This window comes from Janthinobacterium sp. TB1-E2, from assembly GCF_036885605.1.
Lineage (GTDB): Bacteria > Pseudomonadota > Gammaproteobacteria > Burkholderiales > Burkholderiaceae_D > Janthinobacterium > Janthinobacterium aestuarii.
This window is the reverse complement of sequence record NZ_CP142523.1, coordinates 3,211,285-3,223,813: the sequence shown is the minus strand read 5'-3', so window position 1 is coordinate 3,223,813 and position 12,529 is coordinate 3,211,285. Positions and strand designations below refer to the sequence as shown.

General features: G+C 65.6%; 8 protein-coding genes. 7 read left to right on the top strand and 1 reads right to left on the bottom strand.

The window, feature by feature from the left end; all coding sequences use genetic code 11:
- The first annotated feature begins 215 nt into the window (after nucleotides 1-215).
- The gene (locus tag OPV09_RS14300; RefSeq protein WP_338678553.1) at nucleotides 216-3,689 is read left to right on the top strand and encodes a DUF748 domain-containing protein; all 3,474 of its coding nucleotides are present in this window, start codon (nucleotides 216-218) and stop codon (nucleotides 3,687-3,689) included.
- An 82-nt stretch (nucleotides 3,690-3,771) separates the two neighbouring features.
- Here OPV09_RS14300 and OPV09_RS14295 read toward each other — a convergent pair whose 3' ends face one another.
- Nucleotides 3,772-6,213 (bottom strand): membrane-bound PQQ-dependent dehydrogenase, glucose/quinate/shikimate family, encoded by a 2,442-nt coding sequence (locus OPV09_RS14295; protein ID WP_034751212.1) that lies wholly within the window; start codon nucleotides 6,211-6,213, stop codon nucleotides 3,772-3,774.
- A 312-nt stretch (nucleotides 6,214-6,525) separates the two neighbouring features.
- Here OPV09_RS14295 and OPV09_RS14290 point away from each other — a divergent pair, with 312 nt between their 5' ends.
- From OPV09_RS14290 to OPV09_RS14265, 6 genes are all read left to right on the top strand, one after another.
- Nucleotides 6,526-8,205 carry a methyl-accepting chemotaxis protein gene (locus tag OPV09_RS14290; protein WP_338678552.1) on the top strand — a complete coding sequence of 560 codons (1,680 nt, stop codon included), beginning with the start codon at nucleotides 6,526-6,528 and terminating at the stop codon, nucleotides 8,203-8,205.
- A gap of 49 nt (nucleotides 8,206-8,254) precedes the next feature.
- Entirely contained in the window at nucleotides 8,255-8,899 is a 645-nt protein-coding gene (locus OPV09_RS14285; RefSeq protein WP_338678551.1) for a hypothetical protein, read from the top strand.
- On the top strand, nucleotides 8,896-9,810 hold the full coding sequence (locus OPV09_RS14280) for an HDOD domain-containing protein (RefSeq protein ID WP_338678550.1): 915 nt from the start codon (nucleotides 8,896-8,898) through the stop codon (nucleotides 9,808-9,810). The genes OPV09_RS14285 and OPV09_RS14280 overlap by 4 nt, the downstream gene beginning before the upstream one ends.
- Before the next feature lie 73 nt (nucleotides 9,811-9,883).
- Entirely contained in the window at nucleotides 9,884-10,510 is a 627-nt protein-coding gene (locus tag OPV09_RS14275) for a response regulator (protein ID WP_034751458.1), read from the top strand.
- A gap of 34 nt (nucleotides 10,511-10,544) precedes the next feature.
- Nucleotides 10,545-10,907 (top strand): Hpt domain-containing protein, encoded by a 363-nt coding sequence (locus OPV09_RS14270; RefSeq protein ID WP_331776790.1) that lies wholly within the window; start codon nucleotides 10,545-10,547, stop codon nucleotides 10,905-10,907.
- Nucleotides 10,904-12,418 (top strand): response regulator, encoded by a 1,515-nt coding sequence (locus tag OPV09_RS14265; protein ID WP_338678549.1) that lies wholly within the window; start codon nucleotides 10,904-10,906, stop codon nucleotides 12,416-12,418. The genes OPV09_RS14270 and OPV09_RS14265 overlap by 4 nt, the downstream gene beginning before the upstream one ends.
- Nucleotides 12,419-12,529 lie beyond the last annotated feature (111 nt).

Genomic DNA, 12,529 nt, shown 5'->3' with positions numbered 1-12,529 from the left:
AGCGGAAACTTACGGTTAGCGCACATGATACCGATAATGAGAATCATTATCAAGAAAAGGTGAGTTTGTGTGAGTTTTACAGAAGAAACTAGCTCCCTTGGGCGCCTGTTATCACTTGAACACGTTTGGATTTTGCAGACGAGGCCGCAAAGAGGCATACTGACAGTCACGGCGCGCAAGACGTGCCGCCCAACAAGATACTAAAAGGTAAGTTCGTGAACACAATCGACAACAAAAGCGTGCAGACGAAAACATTTCGCTGGAAACGCTGGCAGCGCTGGGCCCTGGGCACGGGCTGCGCCCTGGCCGCCTACAGTGCGGCCGGCTTCTGGCTGGTGCCCTACGTCATCAAAAACCAGCTACCCAAATTTGCAGAAAAAGAACTCGCGCGCCAGGCCAGTATCGCCGACGTGCGCTTCAACCCGTTCACCCTGCGCCTGGAAGCGGACAAGATCGCTTTCACGGAAGCGGCCAGCGCAAACAATGCACCGCTACTGTCCATCGGCGCCCTGGCCGTGCAGCTGGAATGGAAATCCATCGTCCGCCGCGCCTGGAGCCTGGCGGAAATCCGCATCACGGCGCCGCAAGCGCAGCTGACGATCACGCCGGACGGCAAGTTCAACCTGGCCGAAGTGCTGGCCACCTGGCAACGCAACCATCCGGAAAAGAGCGAAGGCGGCATGCCGCGCCTCGTCATCGCCCACTTTGCGCTGGAGCAAGGCAAAGTCGACTGGCAAGACCAGAAGGCCGGCTATGCGGACAACTTCACGCCGATCAACTTTACGCTCGATAATATTTCCACCCTGCCCGACGCCAACGGCAGCTACAGCCTCAGCGCCGATGCGGCGCGCGGCGGCAAGCTGCATTGGCGCGGCACGGCCTCGCTGAGCCCCATCCGTGGCGAAGGCGAACTGATACTGAACGACGCTTCCCTGCCCGGCCTGGCCGCGTATTTGAAAGCCTATACGCGCGCGACTGTCGCCAGCGGCAAGCTGTCGGCGCGCCTGCCCTACGCTTTTTCCTATGCGGACGGCAAGCTGGAAGCGGCCGTCAAAGGCGCCGGCCTCGCCTTGCGCGACCTGGCGCTGGTACAAAGTGGCAAGAGCGACGCCTTTACGTCGCTGAACACTTTGGGCATCGCCGGCGTGAACGTGGATCTGGCAGGCCAGAAGGTCACGGTCGACAAGGTCAACTTGTACGGCGGCAAGGTGGCCGTGCGCCGCGACAGCAAGGGCGAGATCGACGTGGCGAACCTGATGCTGCCCGGTAATCCGGCACCAGCAGCATCTACCGCCACCACGCCCGCCGCACCAGCCACGCCTGGCAAGTGGAAGGTGGACTTGAAACAGCTGGCGCTCGCCAATGTGGACGTGTCCGCCATCGATGAAACCGTCTCGCCGGCTTTGCAGCTGAGCGCCAAGCAACTGCAGCTGAGCCTGCAACTGGCCTTGCAGCAAGGCCCATCGGGCATGGCCACCGTCATCGACGGCGCACATTTCGGCCTGGCCGACCTCACCATGCAACGGGGCGCGCAAACGCCGTTCAAGCTGGCCCAACTGGGCTTTACCAAAGGCAAGATCGACCTGGCCGCGCATACCGTGCACCTGGGCGCCGTGACGGCCAGCGGCGCGCAGATCGACCTGGCGCGCAACCGCCAGGGCGAATTTGCGATTGCACAAAAGCTGCCCGTGTTTGCCTCCGGCAAAGCCGACGCGGGCAAGGACACCCCATCCGCGCCATGGTCCACCAAGGTAGACAAGGTGGAACTGAGCAAGTTCGGCGCCCGTTTCGATGACGCGGGCACGGGCATCAAGGTCAATGTGCAGGATGCCCGTTTGTCGCTGCAAGACGTCAGCAACGATATGAAACAGGCGCTGCCGTTCGAGCTGGGCGTGGGCCTGCGCGAAGGCGGCCTATTGACGGCCAATGGCAAGTTCGTGCCGGGCACGGGCGCCGTCGATGCGCAGCTGAATTTGAAACAGCTGACCCTGGCCCCCGTGCAACCGTTGCTGGCGCAGCATATCAAGCTGAAACTGGCAAGCGGGTCGCTCTCCGGCAGCGGCCGCCTGACGACGGGCGGCGGCGCGCCGAAAGCGCCCAAGGTCCGCTATGTGGGCGGCGTCGATATTGCCGGCCTCGTGCTCAATGAAACGGATGGCAAACGCTTTGCCTCATGGAAAAGCGTGCGCGCCGACAAGATGACGGCCAGCGTGGGCCCCGACTTCGTCGACATCCCCGAACTGCGCGTGGTGGAACCGAACGCCCAGCTGATCATCGAAAACGACCGCAGCCTCAATGCCCAGCGCCTGCTGGTCAAGGCGCCCGAGCCTGCCACGGCAACGGCCCCCGCTCCTGCGGCCTCCGCCACGCCGGCAGCCGACGCCGCCTTCCCCGTGCGCGTGCGCCGCGTGCGCCTGCAAAACGCCAAGCTGGATTTTGCCGACCTCAGCTTGCGGCCCCAGTTCGCCGCCAAGATCTATGAACTCAATGGCGTCGTCACGGGCCTGTCGACCAAGCGCGATGCGCGCAGCCAGATCGAACTCGATGGCCGCATCGACGAATTCGGCCTGGCCCGCGTGCGTGGCCAATTAAATCCGTTCGCCCCGACCGACAACACGGACTTGAACGTCGTCTTCAAGAATGTCGACATGGTGTCCGCCTCGCCGTACACGATGAAGTTCGCCGGCTACAAGGTGGCAGAAGGCAAGATTTCGCTGGACTTGCAATACAAGGTGCGCAACCGCCAGCTCGACGGCACCAACCAGATCGTGCTCGACAAGCTGACTCTGGGCGAGCGCATCGACAGCCCGGACGCCTTGAAGCTGCCGCTGGAACTGGCCCTGGCCATCCTCAAGGACTCGGACGGACGCATCGACCTGGGTTTGCCCGTGTCGGGCGACATGAACGACCCGCAATTCAGCTATGGCGCCCTGATCTGGAAAGCCGTGGGCAATGTGCTGACGAAAATCGTCACGGCGCCGTTCCGCGCGCTGGGCAACTTGCTCGGCATCAGCGCCGACAAGCTCGAAGCTATCGACTTCGACGCGGGCAGCGCCGTACTGCTGCCGCCCGAGCGTGAAAAAATCAAGCAGGTGGCGCAAATCCTCGCCAAGCGCGAACAGCTGAAGCTGGCCGTGCCTGGCCAGTACAGCGATACGGACGCGGCCGCCCTGCGTGCCCAGGCCGTGCGCCGCGCCGTCGCCGCCAAGGCCGGCATCAAGCTGGAAGCGGGCGAAGAACCGGGACCGTTGAACTTGGGCGAACGCAAGATACGGGGCGCCCTGCGCGACCTGTACGCGGAACGCTTCGGGAAGGCCGAGCTGGACAAGCAGAAAAAGGCGGCGGAATCGGCCGTCCCAGCCACAGCGGCGGCAGAGACGGCATCAGCAGCCGCATCGGCTCCGGCAAAAATCCCCGTATTCCAACGTCTGGGCAAGCTGATCGAAGGCGAGCCGCAAGTGGCCGACACGGGCGCCTTCTACAAGGGCTTGCGCGAGCAGCTGGAAGCCAAGCAGCCCCTGGCGGCCGACGCCTTGAGCAAGCTGGGCACCCAGCGCAGCGCAGCGATTCTGGCCGCCCTGCAGCAGGATGGAACGCCGGCGGCCAGGGTCAGCGCCGGTGCGCCGGAAAAAACGGAGGCCGCGCCGGGCAAGCTGGTGGGTTTGAAGCTGGGATTGGCGGCGCAATAAAATCTGGGGTCAGACCCGTCGGGTCTGACCCCGGCTCTTTGCTGTGGGCTCCAAGCATCCCGCAGCATGCGCATTAAGCCCTTTACTTTTTCTTCTCCACCGCCTCATCCGGCAAAGCAAACGCCACCAGGCTATCGCCCATCTTCGTGCCGAGCGAACCATGGCCGCCGGCCATGACGACGACATATTGCTTGCCCGTCTTGTCCGAGACATAGCTCATCGGCGTGGCCTGGCCGCCGGCAGGCAGGCGGGCTTTCCATACGGTCTTGCCATTGCGCACGTCGTAGCCGCGGATGTAGTAGTCGAGCGTGCTGCTGAGGAAGGCCACGCCGCCGCCCGTGGTGCTGATGCCGCCCAGGCTGGGCACGCCCAGCGGCAAGGCGATGGGCACGGGGGCGCTGTCGCGCGTGGTGCCGTTCTTGTGCATCCACACTTTTTTCATGGTGCGCAAGTCGACGGCGGCGATATACCCCCACGGCGGCGCCTGGCATGGGAAGCCCAGCGGCGAAAGAAAAGGCTTGATTTCCACTGCAAACGGCACGCCCGTCTGCGGCTGCAAGCCCATTTCCGAGCCCGTGCCGCCCTTCGCATTGGCTTGCGCACGCGGCACCAGACGCTCCAGAAAGCCCATGTAGTCGGGGTTCACCAGCAGCAATTGCCGGCCCGGGTCGACAGCCGCCCCGCCCCACTCGAAGATACCGAGCGGGCCCGGCGAGATGATGGCGCCCTTGATCTTGCCTTCGGCCACCGTTTGCGGCGTGAACGGCCCTTCGTAGCGGTGCTGGCGGAAGATGATGCGGCACGCCAGCTGGTCGAATGGCGTCGTGCCCCACATATCTGTTTCGCTGATGTTTTTCTCGGGCAGGAAAGTGAGGGCCGAAAACGGCTGCGTGGGCGACAGGCGGTCGCCGGGAGCCGGGTTGTTCGTCGGCACCGGTTTTTCCGGCGCCGGCACGACCAGGCTGCCATCGCGCCGGTCGATCACATAGATGTCGCCGCGTTTCGTCGTGGCCACGACGGACGGCACTTTGCCTTTCGGCGTGTCGATGTCGACCAGAGTGGGCTGGCCGCCGATATCCATGTCCCAGATATCGTGGTGCACGGTCTGGTAGACCCAGCGCACCTTGCCTGTCGCCAGGTCCAGCGCGACGATGGCGCTATTGTATTTCTCGCCATGGGGATTGCGGTTGCCGCCCCATGTATCCGGCGTTTCATTGCCCATCGGGATGTACACCATGCCCAGTTTTTCATCGATGCTGGACACGCCCCAGGAATTGGGCGAGTTGTTCGTATACGTTTTTCCATCGGCAATCGGCGCCGTGTCGTCGGGGTTCGACGCATCCCAGTTCCACATCAGCTTGCCCGTGACGGGATCGTAGCCGCGGATCACGCCCGACGGCTCTTCCGTGGAAAAGTTATCGGTGACGCTGGCGGCCATCACCACCACGTTTTGCGCCACGGCCGGCGGCGACGTCGGCATCAGGAATCCCCGCTTCTTCATGCCCATGCCATGGTACAGGCCGATCACGCCATTTTCGCCAAAGCTTTTGCAGGCTACCCCCGTATCGGCGTTGACGGCGATCAGGGTGGCATCCATGGTGGGCGCGAGGATGCGGCGCGGGCATTCCATGCCGGCCGCCTCGGGTGCCGGGTCGCCCTTGGCGCGGCCCGCGTTGACGTCCCAGTAGGCCACGCCGCGGCAGATCATGTGCTGGTAGGTCGATGCGTCGCGGTTGATCTTCGGATCGTGGCGCCAGATCTCCTTGCCCGTGTCCGGATCGAGCGCAATGACGATGTTATGCGGCGTGCACAGGTACAGCATGCCGTTCACTTTCAGCGGCGTGACTTCGTTGGCGATCTCGCCCGGATCGTTCGGACCCTTGAAGTCGCCCGTGTTGTACACCCATGCCTGTTTCAGCTGCGACGCGTTGGCCGGCGTGATCTGCGCGGCCGGCGCATAGCGGTCGCCATAGCCGGAACGGCCATACGCGGCCCAGTCGTTGGGCGCCACGCCCGGCGCGAAATCGCCTTGCGGCGCGGCTGCCATGTTCTCGGCCGGCACTTCGCCATGCAAGGTGTAGTAGTCCTGAAATAGCGAGAACACGCCCACGGCGGCCGTCAGTACCACGGCGGCGGCCAGCGCGCTCTTGCCCGCGTCGCGCGGTTTCGCTCCGGCCGTCAATGGCGGATCGAGGCGGCGGTCGACGAACGGCAGCAGCAGCCAGACGGCGGCGGCGAACCAGATATCTAGGCGCGGCAGCAATTGCCACCAGTCGAACTTCACTTCGATCACGGACCAGATCAGGGTGGCGAACAGCAGCAGCGCGAGAAACAGCTGGGCGCTGCGCCGCCCCTTCCACACGAGCGCGCCCGCGACGAGCATGCCGATACCGGCCACGACGTAATACCAGGAACCGCCCAGGCTGACGAGCCAGGCGCCGCCGCCGGCAAGTGCCAGGCCCAGCAAGATGAAGATGACTGCGGTGATGACAAGCAAGGGTCCAGGCCGGGCAGAGGCAGTCATGATGCTCCTTTACAAGAGTCAGTCGGCGGCACGCGCCTGCGCACCGTATTTGATGGCGATCAAGGAATTCCATTTTTTCACTAATCGCCAAAGCGTGCCACACGCCAGAAGGCCAGGTACACGCCGTGTGGCTTTTTATACACGGTCTTACCGTCCAGCCCGCTATAAGCATATGTTTTCAATGAAAATCATTGAATAAAATAATTCAACAACAAATTTCTCGAATAAAACGAATTTTTATCGTAAAATGGAAAAAAACCTCCCAAGCCAAACATTTTTCTTGAATTTCACTTCATTGGAGCGGCGCCCAAAATGACCATCGCTAAACGGCTGTACGCCTTGATCCTCTCCGTCGTCCTCGGGCTGGCCGCCCTCGCGGGCTTTGGCATCTACCAGATGGACCGCGTGTACACGGCGGCCAGCTATGCCACTGTCAACACGGTACCCAGTCTGCTCACCTTGAACGACGCTTTTGTACCGTTCGCGCAGATGCGCACGGCCGTCTGGCAGCACATGGCCAGCAAGGATGCGGCCGGACGCGCCAAGCTGGAAGCGGGCATCAGGGAAGCGCGCGCGGCGGTCGGCAAGGCGCTCGACCAGTATGAAAAAGAAGATATCACCGATGAACAGGACCGCGCGCTGCTGGCCGCCGACCGCGCCGTGCTGCTGCGCTACGATGAAGTGCGCGACAAGGTGCTGGCGCTGTCGAAGGCCGGTGAACTGGACGCGGCGCGCGACTTGCTGGCGCAAAACCAGCCCATCATCAAGGAACTGGTCGACGCCCTCGCCGCCCACCACCGCTACAACGCAAACCTGGCTGCCAAAGGTGCGGCCGATGGCGCCGCAGCCGCTGCCAGCGCGCGCTGGATTGCCATCACCCTGTCCCTGGCCGTGACGGCGCTCGTAGCCAGCATGGGCCTGCTGCTGGCGCGGCGCATCGCCGCCTCGCTGGCCGGCGCCATCGGCGTGGCCCGCACCATCGCGGACGGCGACCTCAGCGTGCAGATCCGCGCCACCTCGAACGACGAGGTGGGCCAGCTGATGCAGGCCATGGCGGACATGAGCGCGAGCCTGGTGCGCATCGTGGCCGAAGTGCGTTCCGGCACGGACAGCATCAGCACGGCCTCGGGCGAGATCGCGTCCGGTAACCTGGACCTGTCGGCGCGCACGGAACAGCAAGCGGGCTCGCTGGAAGAAACCGCCTCGGCCATGGAAGAACTGACGGCCACCGTGCGGCAAAACGCGGACAATGCCCGCCAGGCCCAGCAAATGGCCATCAGCGCCTCGGACAAGGCGCAGCGGGGCGGACAAGTGATGGGCGACGTGATACGCACGATGGAAGCGATCGACAGCGCGTCGAACAAGATCGCCGACATCATCGGCGTCATCGACGGCATCGCCTTCCAGACCAATATCCTGGCCCTGAATGCGGCCGTGGAAGCGGCGCGCGCCGGGGAACAGGGGCGCGGCTTTGCCGTCGTGGCCACCGAAGTACGCAACCTGGCGCACCGTTCGGCCGCGGCCGCCAAGGAAATCAAGGTACTCATCAGCGACTCCGTGGAACAGGTGGGCCAAGGCGGCAAGCTGGTCCAGCAGGCCGGCGCGGCCATGACGGAAGTGGTCGACACGGTACGCGGCGTTACCGACATCGTCAGCGAAATCTCGGCCGCCAGCGTGGAGCAAAGCACGGGCATCGAGGAAATCAACCGCGCCATCACGCAGATGGATGAAGTCACGCAGCAGAACGCGGCCCTGGTCGAAGAAGCGGCGGCGGCATCGCAATCGCTGCAGGAGCAGGCAGCCAGGCTGGCCGGCGTGGTGGGCGCCTTCAAGCTGGCGCAGGGACAGGCCGGCGCGGCGCCGCGCGCGCCTGCCGCGCCGCGGCCCGCGCCGCACAAGGCGACGCTCAAGCTGGTCGCCACGCGCCCCGCAGGCCAGGCCAGAAAAGCGGCGCCGTCCGCCGCCGATTCGGGCGACTGGGACGTATTTTAGGTCCGCCATCACACAGGATCACTCGCATAGAACGCACTGGAGCACTGCCATGAACTCCTTTCTCGCCATTCACCCCTTCCTTCGCTGCGAAGATCTCTCGCTGATGCGCCCGGCGCTGGCGCTGGCAGGCCTGCTGTTGCTGCTGGCCGCCCTGCTCTGGCGCCGCACCCGCTGGCACCAGGCCGACCGCACGCAGGCCGCCGGCGCGGCACCGTCCGATCTGCATGCGCTGCTGCAAATGCGCAAAGCGGTCCCGCCGGCCAAGGCGACTGACAGCGCACCACCGTCGACAGCGCCCAAGACACCGGACACGCCGCCGTTCGACGCGGCCCGCCTGGACGCCATGTTCGGCCACGACCGGCGCCTGCAGGGCGAGATCCTGGCCCTGTTCGTGGCCGAGACGCGCGACCGCCTGGCCGGCATCGCCCATGCGCTGCGCTGCGAGCGGGCCGCCCCGGCAAGAGTGCTGGCACAGGAAATTCTCGACGGCAGCCAGTCCATGGGCCTGCTCCCATTGCAGGCGCTGTCGCGCCAGGCCGTGCATGCGGGCTTTTCCAACGATATCGGCGCCCTGCACCGCCTGCATGCGGAACTGCTGATGGCGCTCGATGCGCTGTCGCAAGCCGTCACGGTCCTGCAGACGGCGGGCACGGCGCAGGCCGATGACTGCAATGGCATAGGGAGCCGGCCATGAGCGCGCACATCGACCTGGCGCGCCTGCCCGGCGGTACCATCCTGCCGTCGCCCGCCTGGCGGCGCCACTGGCTGGCCACCTTGTGGCAGCAGCAGGTGCCGCTCGACGAGCTGGCGGAACAGCTGGGCTGCGACCCGGCCATGACCGGCAAGGTCATCGGCCTGGCGAATGCGGGCGTGCCGCCGGGCGAGCGCAGGCATGCGGCCGTCAGCGCCGCGATGCTGGCGGCCATCGGCCTGCCCGCCCTGCGCCAGGCGTGCGCCACCCCGGCCCCGCCAGCGCCCACGTGCGCACACTTCGACGCGCAGCGCTACTGGTCGCACTCGCTGGCCATGGCGTGCGCCGCCCGTGTGGCCGGTGACGCGCTGCAGCTGGCGCCGGCCGATGAGCTGTACAGTTGCGGCTTGCTGGCCAACTGCGGCCAGCTGGCCCTGGCCACCGTGCATCCGCAGGAATATGGAGAACTGCTGGGCCAGTACGGCAATGGCGTCACGGCCCGGCTGCTGGGCGAAGAATCGCAGCGCTTCGGCCACCACCAACTGGCCCTGTCGGCCATCCTCATGCGGGACTGGGGCATGGCGGACATCCTGTGCGACGCCGTGCTCTGCCATGCCGCGCCGCCCGGCTTCGGACGGGCCGGGCGCATGACGGACCTGGCGAAGCTGCTGAAGCTGGCCAGCGGCTTCGCCGACCTGATACTGCGCAACGGCGCGGGGCCGCGCGAGCCAGCCCTGGCCACGGCGCGGGTACTGGGCCTGGACGCAGGCCACATGGAAACCCTGCTACGCCACAGCAATGCGGAGTGGAGCGAATGGCGCGATATCCTGGAACCGCACACCCATCCCGCCCCCTGCCGTACGCGCACGCGAGTCCGGCCAGCCGCACGCCAGGTTTTTAGTGAATTCATCTAATTCGTTGAAATTGATTTTTTGAGCCCGATTGCGTATCATTCCCTTCAACTTCATCGCGACCATAAAGCCCATCATGCACACTGCAGACGTCTGCACCACCCAAAAGGCCGCCGAAATCCTCGGCATCTCGGTCACCTCAGTGCAGCAACTGGTCGAGGCCGGCGTGATCGAAGCGTGGAAGACCAAGGGCGGCCACCGGCGCATTCCCCTCGCGGCCGTCGAAGCCTACAAGGGCAATCCCGGCCAGCCGGGACAGGACCAGCGCGCGGCGCGGGCCAGCCGCCCTGTCCCATCGGGCCGCCCGCCGTCCATCCTGGTGATCGAAGACAATCCGATCGAGCGCGCGCTGTATGAAAAACAGATCGGTTCATGGGGCTTGCAGGCGGACTTGCGCTTTTGCGAGAACGGATACCAGGCGCTGATGGAAATCGCCCGCGACCAGCCCGACATCCTGCTGGCCGACATCGTCATGGAAGGCATCGACGGCTACGAAGTGATCCGCACCATCCTGGCCGACCCGCTGCTGGCGGACATGCACATCGCCATGCTGTCGAGCCTGACGCAGGAAGAGCTGCAAGAACGGGGCGGCGTGCCGCCAGGCGTCGTGTTCTTTGCCAAACCCGTCAATTACGACGAGCTGCGCGGCTATCTGCGCGCCTGCTGCGCCGGCCACGCGCGGCGCAACAGCCTGGCCGCCTGACCCGCCGCCGCTTTCCCTTCGCCACGGAGCCGCCATGCCAGCCTATCGCCACATCGATCCTGCCGTGCTGTTCCACGCCACCGGCCACGACCTCGAGATGTTCCGCGCCCTGTCGCAGACCTACCTCGACACGTCGCCGGCCATGTTTGCGCGCGTCGAGCAGGCCGTGCGCGGCGGTGCGGCGCAAGCCATCGTGCATAGCTGCCATACCTTGCGCGGCACCGTGGCCCTGCTGGGCGCCAGCGCCCTCGTGGCGCGCCTGGCGGCACTCGAGCAGCTGGTGCGCCACCAGGGCGTGGCGGCACCGGAATGGCTGGCCGAAACGGCGGTGCTGATCGGCGCAGTGGAGCAGGAAGTACGCCGCAGCATGCGCGAATACACGGGCGCGCAGGCATGAACGCGCGCCAGGCCGTCCTGCGCCTGGTGCACCACTATCGGCCGCGCACCACGGCGGCCATCGTGGGCCTGGTACTGGTGGGCCTGCTGGCGCTGCGCATCGTCGTCTCCGGCGTGGTGCTGCACCGCGAAGCCGTCGACGACTGGAAACAGGACCTGTCCAACCTGTCGCTGCTGCTGGCGGAAAACACGGCGCAGAGCATGACGGCGGCCAGCCTGGTGCTCGACAGCGTCAGCAGCGAGATCGAAGCCGCAGCCCCCGTGGACGCGCAGGCGCTGGCCGCCGCCGCCGGCACCCCGGCCATGTACCAGATGCTGCGGCACAAGATCGGCGGCGTGCCGCAAGTGGACGTGGTATCCATCGTAGGCAGCGATGCCGGCGTGCTGGCCTTCAGCCGCGCGTTTCCCGCGCCACCCATCCGCCTCGGCGAGCGCGACTACTTCGAGTATCACCGGCGCCACCCGCACGGCGGCATGCATGTGAGCGCGCCCGTGCAAAACAAGGGCAATGGCGCCTGGACCTTCTATATCAGCCGGCGCATCAGCGGGCCGGACGGCCGTTTCCTGGGCGTGGTGCTGGTCGGCCTGTCGTGCGATTTCTTCAGCAAATTCTTCCAGAGCACCAGCATCGGCGAACACACGGCCTTTTCCCTGTACCGCAGCGACTACACGCTGCTGGCCCGCTGGCCGGCCGTGCCCGCCATGATGGGCAAACGCAACCTGACGGGCAGCACCTACCGCCTGCTGGAACAGGGCAAGACCGACGGCGTGCTGCAGGTGGACTCGCCGCGCGCAGCCGAGCAGGGCCGCCCGGTCAAGCGCCTGGCCGGCATACGGCTGGTGCGCGACTATCCGCTGGCCGTCAACGTCACCGTGACGGACGAGGTCTACCTGGCGGGCTGGCGGCGCATGCTGCGCACCATGGGCGGCGCGGCCGTCGTCAGCCTGCTCGTGCTGGCCGGGGCCATCGCGCTGATCATGTCGCTGCTGCGGCGCCAGGGGCACGAGGCCGCCGTGGCGCTGGCGCCGCGGACGCCGGCCGCCACATCGCCGGAGCCGGAGACAGCAGCGCCATCCGAATCCACACCCGCGCCCGCGCCCGCGCCTGTACCAGCGCCGGAATCCGCCCCGGAACCGGGCGCGCGCATCCTGCTGGTCGAGGACACGGCGCTGAACCGCCAGCTCGTGTGCCTGCAGCTGGGATCCCGCGGCTACAGCATCGACACGGCGGAGAACGGCGCGCTGGGCCTGCAGGCGCTGGCCGAACGGCAGTACGACCTGGTGCTGATGGATTGCATGATGCCCGTCATGGACGGCTACCAGGCGTGCGAGGCCCTGCGCGTCCGCGAAGCGGCCAGCGGCGCGCCGCGCCTGCCCGTCATCGCCCTTACGGCCGGTGTCACCGAGGACGACCGGCAGCGCTGCGTGGCGGCCGGCATGGACGATTACCTGTCCAAGCCGTTTACGGCCAGCCAGCTGCGCGACATGGTCGAGCGCTGGCTGACGCACTAGGCGGCGACGCGCTAGCCGCCAGAGCCAGCGCTCAATACAACACTTCCCGCATAAAAATCATTTTATTCGATAAATTCAATTATATTCACTATAATTGATAAATCGCGCGCA